Annotated in this window: 15 protein-coding genes; all 15 read right to left on the minus strand. The window is 69.7% G+C overall.

What is annotated here, in order from left to right; translation table 11 throughout:
- Window positions 1-17 precede the first annotated feature (17 nt).
- The 15 genes from asnB to C4B30_RS04355 all read right to left on the minus strand — a co-directional run bounded on the left by asnB (window position 18) and on the right by C4B30_RS04355 (window position 16,318).
- On the minus strand, window positions 18-1,985 hold the full coding sequence (gene asnB, locus C4B30_RS04280; protein WP_089502073.1) for an asparagine synthase (glutamine-hydrolyzing): 1,968 nt from the start codon (window positions 1,983-1,985) through the stop codon (window positions 18-20).
- 266 nt (window positions 1,986-2,251) lie between these two features.
- Window positions 2,252-3,283 (minus strand): EscU/YscU/HrcU family type III secretion system export apparatus switch protein, encoded by a 1,032-nt coding sequence (locus tag C4B30_RS04290; RefSeq protein ID WP_027781113.1) that lies wholly within the window; start codon window positions 3,281-3,283, stop codon window positions 2,252-2,254.
- A gap of 16 nt (window positions 3,284-3,299) precedes the next feature.
- Window positions 3,300-4,109, minus strand: a complete 810-nt coding sequence (sctT, locus tag C4B30_RS04295; protein WP_105131851.1) for a type III secretion system export apparatus subunit SctT — start codon at window positions 4,107-4,109, stop codon at window positions 3,300-3,302.
- Window positions 4,103-4,771: a hypothetical protein gene (locus tag C4B30_RS04300; RefSeq protein ID WP_105131852.1), complete on the minus strand. Its 669-nt coding sequence runs from the start codon at window positions 4,769-4,771 to the stop codon at window positions 4,103-4,105. Before C4B30_RS04300 ends, sctT begins: the two co-directional genes overlap by 7 nt.
- Window positions 4,764-6,146 (minus strand): FliI/YscN family ATPase, encoded by a 1,383-nt coding sequence (locus C4B30_RS04305; RefSeq protein WP_105131853.1) that lies wholly within the window; start codon window positions 6,144-6,146, stop codon window positions 4,764-4,766. Before C4B30_RS04305 ends, C4B30_RS04300 begins: the two co-directional genes overlap by 8 nt.
- Window positions 6,143-6,772: a type III secretion system stator protein SctL gene (sctL, locus tag C4B30_RS04310; protein WP_105131854.1), complete on the minus strand. Its 630-nt coding sequence runs from the start codon at window positions 6,770-6,772 to the stop codon at window positions 6,143-6,145. The genes C4B30_RS04305 and sctL overlap by 4 nt, the downstream gene beginning before the upstream one ends.
- Window positions 6,754-7,503, minus strand: a complete 750-nt coding sequence (locus C4B30_RS04315) for a SctK family type III secretion system sorting platform protein (protein ID WP_027781118.1) — start codon at window positions 7,501-7,503, stop codon at window positions 6,754-6,756. The genes sctL and C4B30_RS04315 overlap by 19 nt, the downstream gene beginning before the upstream one ends.
- Window positions 7,500-8,387 (minus strand): type III secretion system inner membrane ring lipoprotein SctJ, encoded by an 888-nt coding sequence (sctJ, locus tag C4B30_RS04320; RefSeq protein ID WP_105131855.1) that lies wholly within the window; start codon window positions 8,385-8,387, stop codon window positions 7,500-7,502. The genes C4B30_RS04315 and sctJ overlap by 4 nt, the downstream gene beginning before the upstream one ends.
- A gap of 50 nt (window positions 8,388-8,437) precedes the next feature.
- A complete protein-coding gene (locus C4B30_RS04325; protein ID WP_089502079.1) occupies window positions 8,438-8,911 on the minus strand; it encodes a hypothetical protein in 474 nt (157 codons plus the stop codon).
- Between the two features lie 124 nt (window positions 8,912-9,035).
- A complete protein-coding gene (locus C4B30_RS04330) occupies window positions 9,036-9,245 on the minus strand; it encodes a hypothetical protein (RefSeq protein ID WP_027781121.1) in 210 nt (69 codons plus the stop codon).
- A 140-nt stretch (window positions 9,246-9,385) separates the two neighbouring features.
- Window positions 9,386-10,729 (minus strand): type III secretion system inner membrane ring subunit SctD, encoded by a 1,344-nt coding sequence (gene sctD / locus C4B30_RS04335; RefSeq protein WP_105131856.1) that lies wholly within the window; start codon window positions 10,727-10,729, stop codon window positions 9,386-9,388.
- Entirely contained in the window at window positions 10,710-12,752 is a 2,043-nt protein-coding gene (sctC, locus tag C4B30_RS04340) for a type III secretion system outer membrane ring subunit SctC (RefSeq protein WP_105131857.1), read from the minus strand. The genes sctD and sctC overlap by 20 nt, the downstream gene beginning before the upstream one ends.
- On the minus strand, window positions 12,752-13,030 hold the full coding sequence (gene sctS, locus C4B30_RS04345) for a type III secretion system export apparatus subunit SctS (protein ID WP_006480854.1): 279 nt from the start codon (window positions 13,028-13,030) through the stop codon (window positions 12,752-12,754). The genes sctC and sctS overlap by 1 nt, the downstream gene beginning before the upstream one ends.
- On the minus strand, window positions 13,027-15,234 hold the full coding sequence (gene sctV, locus C4B30_RS04350; RefSeq protein WP_027781124.1) for a type III secretion system export apparatus subunit SctV: 2,208 nt from the start codon (window positions 15,232-15,234) through the stop codon (window positions 13,027-13,029). The genes sctS and sctV overlap by 4 nt, the downstream gene beginning before the upstream one ends.
- 250 nt (window positions 15,235-15,484) lie before the next feature.
- Complete coding sequence (locus C4B30_RS04355; protein WP_105131858.1) at window positions 15,485-16,318, minus strand: helix-turn-helix transcriptional regulator; 834 nt, start codon at window positions 16,316-16,318, stop codon at window positions 15,485-15,487.
- Window positions 16,319-16,483 lie beyond the last annotated feature (165 nt).

Genomic DNA, 16,483 nt, shown 5'->3' on the forward strand with positions numbered 1-16,483 from the left:
CGGGCGCGACCATGCCGTCACCCCGCGCGCTGCGCCTCCAGCCACGCCTGGAACATCAGCACCGTCCACAACTGGTGCTGCCAGTTCATCCGGCCCGTCTGGTGCTGGCGCCACAGCCGTTCGACCGCCGCCGCATCGAAGAAGCCTTCCTCGCGCAAGCGCGACGGCCGCAGCAGCGCCTCGGCCCAGTCGCGCAGCGCGCCGCGCAGCCAGTGGTCGACGGGCGCGCAGAAGCCCTGCTTCGGCCGGTCGATCAGCGCGGACGGCACGTACCGGTCGAGCAGCCGGCGCAGCAGCGCCTTCGACTGCCCTTCCGGCAAGCGCACCGATGCCGGCACGCGCCACGCGAATTCGACGACGTGATGATCGAGGAACGGCATGCGCGTCTCGAGGCTCACGGCCATCGCCGCACGATCGACCTTCGCGAGAATGTCGGTCGGCAGGTACGTGAGCGTGTCGATCGCCATCGCCTGCTCGGCGAAGCTCAGGTGCGCCGGCCACGCGGACACCGTGTCGAGCGGCGTCGGCGGCTCCTGCCCCGACAACGCGATGCGCTCGGGATGATGCACCGACGACATCAGCAGCCGGTACAGCCCGATGCGGCTCTCCGCCGTCATCACATGGCCGAGCTTGTGCAGGCGATCGCCGATGCGCGACGACGATTCGCGCGCCTCCACGCCGCCCCACGCGCCCTGCGCGACGGCCGCGAGCTGGTCCGCGTGATCGGGCCGCAGCGCATGCAAGGCGGCGGCGATCCGCGCGCGCACGGCGGCCGGCACGCGATGCAGCTTGCGCCAGAGGCGCGGCGTCAGGAAGTAGCGCGTATAGCCGCCGAACAGCTCGTCGCCGCCGTCGCCGGACAGGCTCACCGTCACGTGCCGGCGCGTCAGTTCGGAGACGAGAAAGGTCGGGATCTGCGACGCGTCGGAGAACGGCTCGTCGTAGATCGACGGCAGCTTCGGCACGACGCCGAGCGCATGGTCGGCCGTCACGTAAAGCTCGGTATGGCGCGTGCCGAGATGGCGGGCGACGGCCTTCGCGTAACCGGCTTCGTCGTAGCCGGCTTCATGAAAGCCGATCGTAAACGTGTCGACCGGCGTCGCCGATTGCGCCTGCATCAGCGCGACGATCGCCGACGAATCGATGCCGCCCGACAGGAATGCGCCAAGCGGCACGTCGGCTTCCATCTGCCGCGCGACGGCCTGACGCAGGATCGTGTCGAGCTGGTCGACGGCTTCGTCGGGGCTGCCCTCGAACGGCTGCGCGCGGCCCGCCTCGATCGCCTGCTCGAGCGTCCAGTACGCCCGCACGCGCGGCGTGTCGCGCGCATGTTCGAACTGGATGTACGTGCCGGGCGGCAGCTTGCGGATGCCGCGATAGATCGTGTAGGGCGCGGGCACGCTCGACTGGCGCAGGTACAGGCACAGCGCGTCGCGGTCGACCGTGCCGTCGAAGCCCGGATAGCCGCGCAATGCCTTCAGCTCGGACGCGAACACGAGCGCGTCGCCGATCCGCCCGTAGTAGAGCGGCTTCTCGCCGATCCGGTCTCGTGCGAGCGTCAGCACCCGCGACGCGCGATTCCACAGCGCGAACGCGAACATGCCGGTCGCGCGGCGCAACGTGGCCTCGACGCCCCACGCGACGATCGCCGCGAGCAGTACCTCGCTGTCGGAATGGCCGCGCCACGCCGGTGCGCGCCCCGCGCGCTCGAGCTCCGCGCGCAATTCGCGATGGTTGTAGATTTCGCCGTTGAAGACGAGGACGTAGCGGCCGCACGCGGAAGCCATCGGCTGCCGGCCGTGCACCGACAGGTCGACGATCGCGAGCCGCCGGTGGCCGAGCGCGATGCCGGCCTCCGGGTCGACCCAGATCCCCTGCCCGTCCGGCCCGCGATGCGCGAGGCTCGCCGTCATTCGCGCGAGCGTGCCGCGCGCTGTCTCCTCATCGAAGGCGACGCTATTCAGAAAGCCGTCGATTCCGCACATTGATTTGTCTGCCCCTGTTGACCTGTCCCGTCACGCGCGGCGCAACCTCCGGCCCGCCGTCGGGCATGACGGTCGAGCCATATTACGAAGAAATAAATCAGCAATAATTCACCAGTGAACGTCGGGAGGGTTTGGAAAAAAATAGACGTCAAGCGCCGTGTGCGCATGACGGTGCGACAGGGCCATATCGAATCGGACCCATCGCCCGGGACGGCCGGCAAACCGGAAAAAGGGCGGCATGCCGACAGGGGCGCCGCCACGCCGCGTCAACCCGCGCCGGTCGCCCATTTCAGCAACTGCGCGACCTCGCGGAAATGCTGCGGCTGGATCGTGCCGTTCTCGGGCGTCGTCTCGTACAGCGCCTGCGCGAGCCCGACGTTCGCGAGCGTCGGGCGCAGCGCGTCGCGGGCCAGCCGCACGATCCGCTCGGCCGCGTCGCCCTCGCCGCGCGCGAGCACCCAGGGCAGCGAGCCCATCCCGCCGTAGTAGAGCGCGACCGCGACGCGCGGCGAATAGACGACCACCGACGCATAGCCGATCCGGTCGGGCAGCGACGCGAACTGCGCTTCGCGCGCGAGCTGGCGGCGCTTCGCCTGGACGTGCGGATCGCCTTCGTCCTCCTTGTGCTCGCGCCGCACTTCGTCGATCGACATCTTCATCTTCTGGTTGAACTCGTGCCGCTGGTGCACGATGTCGATCAGCGCCATCACGATGTAGATCAGCGCGGCCCAGCCGAACAGCAGCATCAGCAGCTTCACGATCAGCGCGAGGATCGAGACGGGCCGCGTGAAGCCCGACTGCACGGACGGATCGAGCGACTGGACGATCAGCCAGCCGAGCGTCGCGACGAGCAGCGCCGTCTTCAGCAGCATCTTCGCGAGGTTGACGAGGTTGCGCAGCGACCACAGGTTCTTCATCCCCTCGGCCGGATTGAGCCGCGACAACTGCGGCACGAGACGGCTCCACGCCATCACGCCGCCCACCTGCACGAAGCCCGCGAGCAACCCGGCCAGCAGGCCGGCGGCCACGATCTGCGCGGACAGCATCGCCCAGTCGCGCGCGGCGCCGTCGATCAGCACCGCGAGCCGCGCGGACGGATCGGCCGCGCCGACCGCGTCGAACACGAGCCGGAACAGCGCCTGCAATCGCGCGAACAGCGAACCGATGCCCACCGCGAGCGCCACGCACACGCCGACGAAGAACGCGGATGAAACCGTTTCCGCGCTCTTCGGCACCTCGCCTTTCTCGCGCGCCTCGCGCAAGCGCTTCGCGGTCGGCTTCTGGTCCTTTTCGGCCATGTCGGCTCCGGCGCGCTCAGCCGCCGCCGTGCGCGGCGAACAGCGCGCGCAGCAACGCCATCAATCCGCTGTCGGGGCTCAGCAGCGAATGCAGCGACGCGTACACCACCGGCAGGAACAGGATCATCATCAGCACCGCGAGCACGCTCTTCAGCGGCTGCGAGAACACGAAGATGTTGAGCTGCGGCACCGCGCGGCCGACCAGGCCGATGCCGAGCTCGACGAGCACCAGCACGATCGTGACCGGCGCGGCGAGCTTCACCATCCATTCGAAGATCGTGTCGGTCTGCCGCACGATGAAGGTCTGCAGCATCGACGAGAAATCGGGGCCGAGCGAGCCGATCGGCCACCATGCGTACGACTGCGCGAACAATTGCACGAGCACCTGCAACCCGCCCGCCGTGACGAACAGCGCGATCGCGACGAAATTCAGGAATCCCGAGGTCGGGCCGCCCTCGTGCCCGCCCATCGGATCGAAGAATGCGGCGCTGCCGCTGCCGGTCTGGAAGTCGATCAGGTAGCCGACGCCCTGGATCGCGAACAGCACCGCGCTGAACGCGCCCGCGAGCAGCATGCCGACCATCGCCTCCTTCGCGACGAGCAGGCACCACATCAGAAACGGCAGCGCGGCCACCTGCGCGGAATCGATGGTCGGCGCGACGAACGCGGCGATCACGACCGCGATCCCGTTGCGCACGAGGCCCGTGATGATCTGCTCGTTGAATACCGGCACGATCAACATGATCGGCAACAGGCGCGGCATCACGTAGAGCAGCGGCCGCAGCATGCCGGCGACGTCGTTGAAGCCCGCGGCCTGATCTAGCATCGGCGCTCCGCGGCGGCGGGCGGGGCGGGATCGTCGGGCGCGGCGGAGGCGTCGGCTTCAGCGGTGAAATTCGCGCCCGTTTCCCCTTCGGTCATGGCCGCATCGAACGCGGCGGCCGCCTCCGGTTGCGCGGACGCATGACCGGACGCGTCGCCCGCGCCGGCCACCCAGGTGCCGCCCGTCGCGAAGCGCCGCACCGCGTAGCCGTCCGCGACTTCGTCGGCGTCGCGCTCGACCCGCGCGGCGCGCGCGTGCAGCGCCTTCTCGCCGGCTTTCTCCAGCTTGTCCTCGGCGGCCTTCGCCTTGCGCGCGGCGCGCTGCAGGTCGGCGAGTGTCGCCTCGTGACCGCGATGCACGTGCGCGGCCTCGCTCACCGACGCGTTCGCGGTGCCGATATGGCGGTCGAACGTGCGCGTATCGGCCGCCGCGTTCTGCAATGCACGCGCTTCGCGTACGTCGTCGGCCAGGCGCGTCTGGATCGCCGCCTTCGCGGCGACCTGCTGCGCGAGCTGCGCCTGCGCGGCCGCCAGCGCGCGCCGGCTCTGCGCGGCGATGCCCTGCTGGCGCGCGGCCGCGACGCGCGCGATCTGGCTGCGCATCTCGCGCACGCGCTTCAGGCGAGCGAGCGTCGCCAGTACTAGGCGGTCGTCGGCTTCAGACATGATCGTTCGCCAGCCTCGTCAGCTTCGCGAGCAGCGCATCGAAACGCACGTCCTCGTCCGACGCCTGCGCGCAGAACGCGCCGATCGCGTCGCGCGCGCGCAGCGCGAGATCGCCGAGCCGGTCGCTGCCTTCGCGATACTCGCCGATCTGCACGAGCAGCTCGATTTCCTGGTACTTCGCGATCAGCTCGCGCACGCGCGCAGCCGCATGCTGGTGCGCGCGGCTCGCGACGAGCGGCATCACGCGCGACAGGCTCGCGAGCACGTCGATCGCCGGATAGCGGTTCGCGAGCGCGATCTTGCGCGACAGCACGATATGGCCGTCGAGGATCGAGCGCACTTCCTCGGCGATCGGGTCCGACTCCTCGTCGCCTTCGACGAGCACCGTATAGAGCGCGGTGATCGACCCGTGCGCGCCCTGCCCCGCGCGTTCGAGCAGGCGCGGCAGCACCGCGAACGTCGACGGCGGAAAGCTGCGCCGCGTCGGCGGCTCGCCGCTCGCGAGGCCGACCTCGCGCTGCGCGCGTGCGAAACGCGTCAGCGAATCGACCAGCAGCAGCACGCGCTTGCCCGCATCGCGGAAGTGCTCGGCGATCGCGGTCGCGACGAGCGCCGATTTCACGCGCTCCATCGCCGGGCGATCCGACGTCGACACGACGACGATCGAGCGCGCGCGGACCTCGGGCGACAGGCTGTGCTCGATGAATTCGCGCACCTCGCGGCCGCGTTCGCCGACCAGCGCGATCACGTTCACGTCGGCCTGCGCGCCGCGCGCGATCATCCCGAGCAGCGTGCTCTTGCCTACGCCCGATGGCGCGAAGATGCCGACGCGCTGCCCGATGCCGAGCGTCATCAGGCCGTCGACCACGCGCACGCCCGTCGGAAACGGCGTGTCGATCATCTTGCGCGCGAGCGGGTTCGGCGGGTCCTGCTGCGTCGACACCCACGCGGCGCCCGTCACCGGCCCGCGATCGTCGAGCGGCCGGCCGAGCCCGTCGAGCACGCGGCCGAACAGCCCTTCGCCCACCGGAAATACATGCTCGCGCCCGGACGGCACGACGATCGTCTCCGGCGACAGCCCCGCCACGTCGCCGAGCGGCGTCAGCAGCGTCGTCTGCCGCGAGAAGCCGACCACCTCCGCGAGCAGCGTCGGCTGGTTCGGCGTGCGCAGCTCGCAAATTTCGCCGAGCCGCGCGCGAATGCCCGTCGCATTCAATATCTGCCCGACCGCGTGGTTGACGCGGCCCTGCACCGATACCGGCGAGAAAAACGCGAGCCCCGCGTCGAGCTCGCCGACCAGGCGGCCGCGATCGAACGGCGCGCCGTCGTCGTCGCCGCTTCCGAACGGCTGCGGATCGTCGAGCGGCGCGTTCATCGCGCGGCGCCCTTCAGCGCGTCGCGGCGGATCGCCTGGCGCAGCGCGTCGATCTGAAGGTCGAGGCTCGCGTCGATGCGCCCGGACGGCGTCTCGACCGTGCATGCGTGGCGTTCGAGCTGCGCATCCTCGACGATGCGGATTTTCTGCCGGTTCGACTGCCCCGCGAACGCGCCGTCGAGCGCGTCGCGCATCTCGTCCGTGCGGCCGGGCGCGATGCGCACGATCAGGAACGCCTCGTCGCGCACGAGCGGCGCGATCCGCGCGAGCGCGGCCTCGTACAGCTTCTGCGTGCTCATCTCGCCGACGATCGCGCGCACGGCCTTCACGACGATATCGGCCATCGCGTCCTTCATCGTCTCCATCGTGCGCGTGGCGGCGAGCGCCTGCGTGTACGCCCGCGCGGCCTGCTCGCGCTGCGCGCGGCGCATGCCTTCGTCGTAGCCGGCCGCCTGGCGCTTGTCGAATTCGCGCTGCGCGTCGGCGACGATGCGCGCCGCCTCCTCATGCGCGGTCGCGATCACCGCGGACGCGTCGAGCAGCGCCGCGTATTCGCGCTCCTTGAGCACCTTGCGCTCCGACAGCAGCTGCAGGTTGTCGCTCGTGATCAGAAAAGCCAGTCCCATGACGCAAGCCTCTCGGGAATCAGAAACAGGAACATCAGTTCGCCGAACTGGTCGCGCTGCGCGCGGTTCAGCCAGTACGGCGCTTCGTCGTCGATCGCGCGGTTGAATTTCAGGCGCACGCGCCGCGCCACCGCGTCGCCGGCCACGCCGATGAAATCGGCGAGCAAGCGCCCACCGCGCGCGCGGATCACGACCGGCAGCGCGGCGGGATCGGCGCGCCACGGTTCGAGCGTTTCGGCGAGCGCGCCGAATTCCGGCGCACGTTCGAGCGCGAGTTCGAGCGCATCGCCGCCGAGCCGCGCCGCGACTTCCGCACGGATGCGCCGCCCGGCCAGCGCGTCGCGCAGCCATGCGCGATGCAGCAGCAGCCCCGCATACGCGGCCAGTTGCTCGAGCGCCGCGCCCGGCAGCAGCGCGAGCCGCGCGCACGGATTCGCCGCGTCGAAGTCGTGCCGGTCGGCCACGCCGTGGACCTCGAGCAGGTGCCGTGCGAGCAGCTTGCGGCCGGCCGCGCCGAACGCGTCCGGCGAACGGTAGCGCGCGGGCCACTCGGCCGGCACGCGCGTCACATGCAGATAGCGGTCGGGCCGCAGGTTGAAGTCGCAGACCAGCGCATGAAACGCGGCAGCGCGCGCGGCCGGTGGCGGCGCAAGCGGCTGCAGCCACGGCAGCAGCGCCGCGTCGGGCGCGGCGGCCGCATCGCCCGGCGGCAGCGCGTGCGGATCGCTCATGCGCCGTCGCGTGCGCCATCCGGCGTACGCAGCCCGCCGCCAGTCTGCTGCGCGGCCGAGCCGCCGCCCCCGTTCGCGCCGCGCGGCGCGCCGAGCAGGCCCGCGAGCCTCGCGCCGAACATCCCGCGCCGGGCGGCCGACAGCGCGATCACCGCGCAGGTCAGCAGGATCAGCGCGAACACGAGCCAGCCGAGCGGCGAGCGCAGCCGCAGGATGTCCGACACCGCGCTGCCGATCCCGTCCACGCGCGTCGCGCGCGCGGCGGCCGGCTGCAGGAACAGCGACACGTTGTCGTACTGCAGCCCCTCGATGCTGTGCGCGACGAGATCCTTGACCATCGGCGCCATCGCGCGCAGATCGACGCCCTGCCGGTAGCGGATGTACACCGCTGCCGACGACGGCTTGATCTTGTCCGCGAGCGGATCGTTCTCCGGAATCACGACCTGCACGCGCGCGACCACCACGCCCTCGATGTCCTGCAGCGTGCGCGACAGATCCTGCGACACGCCGTACAGGTAGCGCACGCGCTCCTCGGCCGGCGTCGACACGAGGCCCTGCTTCTGGAACAGCTCGCCGAGGCTCGCATAGCTCGGCTTCGGCAGCCCGTTCGCCTGCAGCACCGTGAGCGCCGACTGCATGTCGCCGTCCGCGACGCTCACGAGCCAAGCGTTGCGGTCCGACGTGTCGCGCGCATCGTTGTCCTTCGACGCGCTGATGCCCGCGTCGCCGAGCACCGCGACCATCTGGTTCGCGTCGCGCTCCGACAGGCCCGAGTACAGCTCCTTCTGGCACCCGGCCAACAGCACGAGCAGCCCCGCGAGCAGCGCGCGCGCCGCCCGGCTGCGCCACGCATGCGTGCGCGGCGTCGAATCGATCGTCGTCATCGTTTGTCCGCTTCAGGGCGCGTGAGGGCGCAGGGCCGCCACGCGCACTTTCACTCCTGCGTCTTCAGCACCGTGTGCGTGAAGCCGTTCGCCGCCTGCGCAACCGACAGGCTCAACTGGTATTCCGAAATCGTGGTGGTTGCCGTCCACTGGAAATCCATCGCCTTCACCATCGTCATCAGCGGGTCGCTGCGGCTGTCCGCCATCGACGTCAGCATCTCGCTGCGGTGCTTGTCGATGTTCGCGTACCGCGAATCGAGATCGTTGCCGTACGTGCGCAACCGCTCGACGAGCGACGACTGGTTCGCCTGCGCGGGCGTCATCTGCACGGCCGGCGCCGCATCCGCCGGCGCGCGCGACATCGCGACACCGGACGAAGGCGGCGCGGCCGACGACGCGCCCGGCTGCATCAGCGCATCGAACTGGCGCACCTGCGCCGGATCGGACGGTGTGCCCGTTTGCTGCGCGGCACTCGCGAGCGCGGCTGCGCCCGGCGGCGCCGCGCCTACGCCTGTTACCGACATGATCGTGTCCTCCTTGACCGGCGAAGCCGGGAACGGGCCGGCCGGCACGCACCTACGCCACACCGGGCGCCCGTCATGGGCCGCCCCGGCATCCGGCGTCGCGCGGCACGGCCGGCGACCGGCGTCACGCGCGGCCGGCGGAACTCAGGTGTTGCGCAACCTGGGCGTTCGCCGTCCCCTCCTGCGCGGTCACTGCGTTGCTGGTTTCGAACGTCGCAGTCGATTGCTGAACCTGGAAGTTGATCTTCGTCAGTTCGAGCTGCGTCTTGGTCAGGTCGTCGGCCTGCTGCTGGACCTGCTTCGTGTCGGTTGCGCTACCTGTGGAGGCAGTCATGTTTCGCTCCTTTACGTGAAGTTCACCTGCATTGCCGGCGGCAGCCCCATGCCCCGCCGATGACGTGACGCGCCGCCTGCCGGCGACGTGTCGCGTAATACGCGCACCGCGAAACGCGCTGCGCCTGATCCCTCGCGGCGCTAATGCGCCGCCTGCTTCGTCGATACACCGGCCGCCGGCTCAGCCGGCAGCAGCGTCGGCCCCGGCACCGGCTGCGCGACGCCCGCCGCCGCGCCGCTCGCGAGCGGCGCCACGGGCGGCGCCGGCGCCTGCTCGGGCGCGCTCGCCGACGGGCCGCCAAGCGGCATCGTGATGCGCTGGCCGTTGCGTTCGAACACCACTGCGTCAGGCCCGATCGACACGACGGTCGCGTCCTCCTTCAGCCGCGCGCCTTCGAAATAGCGGCTGCCGTCGACCGTCTCGATGTAGCGCTGGTCGCCGTCGCCGGCGAACACGGTCGTGATCTCCGGAATGCCGGCCATGCCGCCGAGCGTCGTCGCCGTGCGCGGCGCGGCGGCATCGGCATCGCGCACGTGATCGACCACCTCGAGCGCCGGGCGGGCGTCCTTCATGTAGTTGCGGATGCGCGGCTCGATCTGCGCGCGCGCGGCCGTGCCCGTCAGCTCGATCCGCCCGCGCCCGAGATACGTGACCGTCAGCGCCGTGTCGCTGAAATAGGTCTGCGCGGTCGCGACCAAGTCGCTGACCACGTAGATGTTGCCGAGCGCCGCGTTGTCGACGCCCGCGACGATCTGCGCGACACGCTCGCGCGCGGCCGGGTCGCTCACGTAGCCCGACACGATCACGCCGTCGTCGCGCGGCGCGACGGCCAGCTCGGGATACGCGTGCAGCAGTTGCTGCAGCCGGTGCGTGCGCGCGAGCACCGATTCGTGCTGCCACGGCAACCGCCCCGACCACGCGACGAAGCCGTAGCCGAGCGCGCCGAGCAGCACGCCCAGCCACAGCGCGACCAGCGCGATCACGAGCCGCCGGCTGCCGAGGCGGCGCAGCCCGCCCGTGAGCCAGCCGAGCCACGCGGCCTCGCGCGCGGCGTCCGGCGCATCGGTTTCGTCGGGCACCGCGACGCTCGCCTGCGCATGCCGCGCGATGCCGAGCCGGATCGAGCCGACCGTCACGACGTCGTTCGGCGTCAGCGAACGGCGCCCGGTGCCGAGCGGCTCGTCGTTGAACAGCACCGGCGCACCGGTGTCGCCGCCGTGGTTCTGCACCGTCACCGCGAGCGCGCCGACCTGCAGGCACACCTGTTTCGCGCCGATCTCGCGATCGGGCAGGATCACTTCGCAGTCGGCCGCCGTGCCGACCCAGTTCGCGCCGCGCGCGAGCGACATCGTGCGGCCGTACATCGGCCCGCTCAGGAAGCACAGGTTCCACGGCGACGCGAGCGCGGCCGAACCGGCCCCCGCGCCTCCCGCGCCGCCGGGCAATGCGCCGTCGCCGTGCGGATCAATGATGCTCGTCGACATGGGCAGGTGCTCCTGCGGTCGTCGCCACGGGCTGCGATGCCGCATCCGCCGGCGGCGGCAACGCGGGCGGGCCGAACTTCGTGCCGGGCAGCGGCTTCGGCGTCAGCGGCACCGCGATGTCGTTGTCCGGCGGGCGATACATCGACATCCCTTCCTGGTTCGCCGGACCGTCGGCGCCCGGGTTCACGGGCGCGCCGTCCGGCGCATACATCGACGCGCTCGTCACGACGCGCGGCGTCAGCAGATAGAACCGCTCCATGTGATTGCCCGACTTGTCGGTGTACTTGAACAGGTTGCCGATCAGCGGGATGTCGGACAGCCAGGGCACGCCGCTCTTGTTCAGCCGCACCTCGTCGTCGTTGAAACCGGCGATCAGGAGGCTCTTGCCTTCGTCGATCATCGTCTTGGTGACGATGTTGCGCTGCTGGATCACCGGCACGTTCGACACGGCCTGCCCCGGCACGATGTTGCCGTCCTGGATGTCGATCGACATCATCACGCTCTGGGGATTGCCCGACACGGCCGCCGCATTGCGGATCGCCTCGTCGACGATCATTGGCGTCACCTTGATGCTCGTGCCGGTCGTCACGCTGTACAGCGACGAGTCCTGGTAGCCCGGCACCTGCACGTAGAACTGCGTGAGGTTCTCGAGGATCGCCTCGGTGTTGTCGAGCGCGAGCACCTTCGGCTTCGAACGCAGCTGCGCCTGGCCCTTCTGCGCGAGCGCGTTCACGCGCGTGAGCAGATAGTTGCGCAGCGACCCGCCGATCGACGCGGTCAGCGCGATGCCGGTCGGCATGAAGGTGCCGGTCGACCCGGTTTCGGACGCGCCGACGCCGAACGTGAGCGGCGGATTGCCGGCGCCGTTGTACTGCGTGTTGCCGTTCAGCGGGTTCTGGCCGTTGCCGATCTGCACGTCGCCGTGCGTCGTGTGCAGGCGCCAGTCGATCCCGAGGCTGTCGAGCGAATCCTCGTTGATGTCGATGATCGTCACGTTGATCTCGACGATGCGCGGCCGTTCGTCGAGCTGGCCGATCAGCGACTGGTAGCGGTACATGTTCTCCGGCAGATCGCGCACGATCACCGCGTTGATCGCCGGATCCGCGACGATCTGCGGCAGCGTGTCGCCGCCGCCGCTGCTCGAGAACGGCGAGAACCCGCCGCCCATGCTGCCGTCCGCACCGCCATAACCGCCCTGGCGCGGGCCGCCGGAAATATCGGGGAAATCGAGCCGCGGCACCGCGATCGTCAGCCCCGAGCCGAGCTTCACCTGGCGCGCGGCCTGCCCGAGCGGCGTGCTCGACGGCGCCGCGGTCGTGCCGCCGCCCTTGCCGAACAGCTTGCGCAGGATCGTCGCGACGCCCGGCACCGTCACTTCCTTGCCCGAGCGGTTGATCGTGAAGTCCGACGCCCAGCCGTATTTCAGCCGGAACGCGCGGATGTCCGCATGCGCGCCATTCGCCGACGGATCGCCGACCGAGCCGACCGCCTGCCGCACCAGCTCGACGTAGCGGCGCGGGCCGGCCACGTACACGCTGTTCGCGCGGTCGTTGATCACCAGCGTGTAGCGCTTGTCCGGAATCTGCATCGCCTGCAGCGCGCGGCCGATTTCGCCGGACGCGTTCGGCGGGATCGGGATCATCTGCGTCTGCGACTGGTCGGCCGGATCGACGTACAGGAACGAGCCGTCGTAGTACCAGGTGAGCCCGTAGGTCGAGCAGATCGTGTCGAGCGTCTGCTGAGGCGTGCCGGAGAAGCGGCCGCTGATCACGCCGTCGACCTTCGGGTCGACCACCGCCGTTACCCCCTGCGACGACGCGAGCTCGCGGATGAAGTCGCCGATCTTCTTGCCGTTCGCGACGATCGTGAACGGCTTGTTGCGCCAGCGCAGGTCCGCGGCGCGCGCATGCTGCGTGGGCGCCATGCACAGCGACGCCGTGAGCAGCGCCGTCGCGCACACGGCAAGCGCGGCCCGTTGCAGGCTGCGCGGTTGAAACCGGATCGAGGCGACGCGTCGACGCATCAAAGGACTCCTGTGGAAGAAACGAACATGCGTTCCAGCGCCTGCTGCGCGAAGCGCAGCACTTCGCCGCCGAGCCAGCCCGACAGCAGGACGAGCGCGACCATCACGGCGATCAGCCGCACCGCGATGCCGATATTGGCGTCCTGCACCTGCGTGACGGCCTGCAGGATCGCGACGACGAGGCCCGTGACGGTCGCGATCAGCACGATCGGCAGCGACAGCAGCAGCACCAGCATCAGCGCCTGGCGCGTCAGGTCGAGGATCGTCGAGCTCGTCATTGCACGGCTCCCGGCGCGCGCACGTCGGCGCCCGCGCCGACCGTGCCGTCGTCCGGCGGGTTCTTCACCCAGCCGACCGTATGCAACTGCACGTCCTCCTCGACTTCCTGGTACGACAGCACCGCGAGTTCGGGCAGCACCGGCTGCAGGATCGTCTTCACGTAGCGGCGCGCGCCGAGCGCGACCATCACCGCGAGCCGCGCGGCGCCCGGCGCGTTGCCGTGGCCGCCGGGGCCGGCCGCCTGCGCGGCCTGCACGATCGCGCGCACCTGCTCGCCGATGTCCTGCTTGACCGCGCTCGACAGCGCGAGGAAATTGCCCTGCTTGGTGCGCATCACCGCGCTCTCGATCCGCTCCTGCAAATTCTGCTCGAACAGCACGACCCGCAACTGGCGCGCCGTGCCCGCGTGACGATCGGTGATCATCCGGCGCAGGTCGACGCGCACGAGTTCGACCAGCGCGATCACGTCGTCGGGCTCGTTCGGCGCCCACGTGATCAGGCTCTCGAAGATCACGCGCAAATTGCGGATCGGCACCTGTTCGGCGAGCAGCCGGCGCAGCACCTCGGTGATGCGCTGCAGCGGCACGAGCCGCGTCAGCTCGCCCACGAGTTCAGGGTGATCGCGGCGCACCAGATGCACGAGCGCCTGCGTCTCCTGGATGCCGAGCAGCTCGTCCGCATGCTGGCGCACGATCTGCTCGACGTGCGCGGCAAGCGCGCTCTCGCTCGACAGCCACTTGCCGTCCGGCGCCGCGCCGTCGGGCTTGATCCACAACGCGGTCGCGAACGGGCCGAACGCCTCGGCCGGCTGGCGCTCCGCGCGCTCGGGCAGCGGCGCGACGCCGTCCCACAGCAGCCAGCCCGGCTTCAGCGCGCCGTGCGCGACGAGCACGTCCTGCAGGTAGATCCGGTACGCACCGGCCGCCGCGCCCTCGTCGTCGTTCAGCGTGATGCGCGGGAACACCGTGCCGATGTCCGCGTCGACGCGCGCCTTGGCGCTCGACAGCGCCGCCTGCAGTTGCGCGAGGTTCAGGCCCGTGCGCAGGTCGTCGGACAGCGACACCGCGATCAGCGACGTCACGCCCGCCGCGTGCGACACCTTCGCGGGCTGGCCGTCGTCGGCCGCGCCGACGCGACCCGCGACATGAATCAGGTTGAAGCTCGGCGCGGACGTCTTGCGCTTGAGCTGCGAGACCGCGAAGGTGCCGAGGCCGAGCGCGATCAGCGCGAACGACCATTTCGGAAAGCCTGGCACGACGAGAAAACCGGTCAGCACGAACGCGGCGATCAGCAGCGCACGCGGGTGCGCGCCCAGTTGCTCGCCGAGCTGTTCGCCGAGCTGGCGCTGCCGCGCATCGCGCGTCGCGACGCGCGTCGTCACGATGCCGGCCGCGATCGACACGAGCAGCGACGGAATCTGCGATGCCATCCCGTCGCCGACCGTCAGGATCGCGTAACGTTGCAGCGCCTCGCCGATGTCCATCCCGTGCATCAGCGTGCCGACCGCGATCCCCGCGACGATGTTGATGAACGCGATCACGAGGCCCGCGATCGCGTCGCCCTTCACGAACTTCATCGCGCCGTCCATCGCGCCGTGCATCTGCGATTCCTGCTCGAGCTTCTCGCGACGCTCGCGTGCTTCGTCGGCGCTGATGATGCCCGCGCGCAGGTCGGCGTCGATGCTCATCTGCTTGCCCGGCATCGCGTCGAGCGAGAAGCGCGCGCCGACTTCGGCCACCCGCTCCGACCCTTTCGCGATCACGATGAACTGCACGACTGCGATCACAAGGAACACCACGCCGCCCACGACCACGTTGTTGCCGACCACCAGCCGCCCGAACGCATCGATCACGTGGCCGGCGTTCGCATGCAGCAGGATCAGCTTGCACGACGCGATGTTCAGCGCGAGCCGGAACAGCGTCGTGAACAGCAGCAGCGCGGGAAACGACGAGAAGCTGACCGCCGACGGCACGTAGGTCGACACCGTCAGCAACACGACGCTCGCCGCGAGATTCAGCGAGATCATCCCGTCGAGCGCGGCCTGCGGCAGCGGCAGGATGAACAGCGCGACGACCGCGACGATGAAGGTCGCGAGAAACAGGTCGGCGCGCGGCGAGGCGCCTCCGAGGCGCCGTCCGGACACGCCGCGGCCGGCGGAAAACAACCGCTGCCAGTCGCGGGAGAGCGCCTTCGGTTCAGCCATCGTGCCGTAGTCCTGTCGTTATCGCCGGCTGGCACGGGCGATCCTTCCCCGTGCTGCGCGGACCGTTGAATGGGACGAGTGTAGCGACGGGAACCGGCGGAAAAAGAAGCGCGCCTCGTAGCGCGAAAGCGCGTTTTCCTCAGACGATCGAATCGGACTACGAAACCCGGCGGCCGGTTCTGGCACGCGCCGCCGGAACCGCTTCCATCGCGCGCCGGGGGGCCGGCGCGCGCCTGCGGCAGGCGTCAGGTCAGGACGGCAGCCGCCGCGCGGCGAGGTAAGCGAGCTGCGCGCGGTTCTGTACGTTGAAGAGCTTTTCGAGGGAGCGGATGTGGTGCCCGACCTTGTGCAGCGACGTACGCAGCGCGCTCGCGATTTCCTGGTCGGACAGACCGTGAACGAGCCGGTCGAGCACCTGCTGCTGCTCGTCGCCGAGCGCGAAGCCGCGCATGCGCGCGACGCGCGCCTCGAGGAACGGCAGCGCGACGCGATGCACGGCAAGACTGACCGACAGCGCACCGCCGATCACACGATCGTCGATCCAATCGATGCCGTGCGTTTCCGACGTCACGTTCACCGCGACGCGCAGGTCGAGGCGCGGCGCCGACAGGCTGAAGATCACGCCGCTGTTCATCGCATGCGCGCGCAGATGGCCGGCGAGCGCCAGCACCTTGCGGTCGCCGCTGCCGTGCGCGGCCGCCTCGATCTCGTCGAGCCGCCACGCGACCGGGAAGCCGCTCTGCTGCACTTGCGCGAAACGCGGGTCGCTTTCGTACAGCATCCCTTCGATGAACGGCTGCATGAACGTCGCCGGTGCGAGGTCGCGCAGCAGATGCGCGCGCAGAATGCGCCGCCCGATCATTTCGTACGCGCCGTAACCGAGTGTACTGAATCCGATTTGCCGCAATCGCGCATGGCATTGCGCGAAATCGAATGACGCAAGGTCGGTTTTACCGGCCGTTATCTGGATACCGGTAAAAATGTCACGATCGATTGCTTGATATTCGTTCGAATAAGCGGCAGCGGCCGCTATATCGGCTTGTGAGAACCACTCGACGCGTGGTGCGCCGTCAGCATATGTCATGAGGAGCCCGCCCTTTCCCAATATGTGAAACTGCGCCCCGTCACGATCTGGTCTTTTCTTTATGATTTTCTGGTCGTCGTTATATGCGTGCGAATATGAACCTTTCGCCGCCATTAGTATTACGGCATATTACGCGCAGAGCGGCATTTTTGTACAATGCCCCCG

The sequence above is a fragment of the Burkholderia sp. BE12 genome, assembly GCF_002959955.1.
Lineage (GTDB): Bacteria > Pseudomonadota > Gammaproteobacteria > Burkholderiales > Burkholderiaceae > Burkholderia.

Coding starts and splice junctions, on each gene's coding strand:
- asnB (WP_089502073.1), bottom strand. CDS start 1,985: ATGTGCGGAATCGACGGCTTTCTGAATAGCGTCGCCTTCGATGAGGAG.
- C4B30_RS04290 (WP_027781113.1), bottom strand. CDS start 3,283: ATGGCCGAAAAGGACCAGAAGCCGACCGCGAAGCGCTTGCGCGAGGCG.
- sctT (WP_105131851.1), bottom strand. CDS start 4,109: ATGCTAGATCAGGCCGCGGGCTTCAACGACGTCGCCGGCATGCTGCGG.
- C4B30_RS04300 (WP_105131852.1), bottom strand. CDS start 4,771: ATGTCTGAAGCCGACGACCGCCTAGTACTGGCGACGCTCGCTCGCCTG.
- C4B30_RS04305 (WP_105131853.1), bottom strand. CDS start 6,146: ATGAACGCGCCGCTCGACGATCCGCAGCCGTTCGGAAGCGGCGACGAC.
- sctL (WP_105131854.1), bottom strand. CDS start 6,772: ATGGGACTGGCTTTTCTGATCACGAGCGACAACCTGCAGCTGCTGTCG.
- C4B30_RS04315 (WP_027781118.1), bottom strand. CDS start 7,503: ATGAGCGATCCGCACGCGCTGCCGCCGGGCGATGCGGCCGCCGCGCCC.
- sctJ (WP_105131855.1), bottom strand. CDS start 8,387: ATGACGACGATCGATTCGACGCCGCGCACGCATGCGTGGCGCAGCCGG.
- C4B30_RS04325 (WP_089502079.1), bottom strand. CDS start 8,911: ATGTCGGTAACAGGCGTAGGCGCGGCGCCGCCGGGCGCAGCCGCGCTC.
- C4B30_RS04330 (WP_027781121.1), bottom strand. CDS start 9,245: ATGACTGCCTCCACAGGTAGCGCAACCGACACGAAGCAGGTCCAGCAG.
- sctD (WP_105131856.1), bottom strand. CDS start 10,729: ATGTCGACGAGCATCATTGATCCGCACGGCGACGGCGCATTGCCCGGC.
- sctC (WP_105131857.1), bottom strand. CDS start 12,752: ATGCGTCGACGCGTCGCCTCGATCCGGTTTCAACCGCGCAGCCTGCAA.
- sctS (WP_006480854.1), bottom strand. CDS start 13,030: ATGACGAGCTCGACGATCCTCGACCTGACGCGCCAGGCGCTGATGCTG.
- sctV (WP_027781124.1), bottom strand. CDS start 15,234: ATGGCTGAACCGAAGGCGCTCTCCCGCGACTGGCAGCGGTTGTTTTCC.
- C4B30_RS04355 (WP_105131858.1), bottom strand. CDS start 16,318: ATGACATATGCTGACGGCGCACCACGCGTCGAGTGGTTCTCACAAGCC.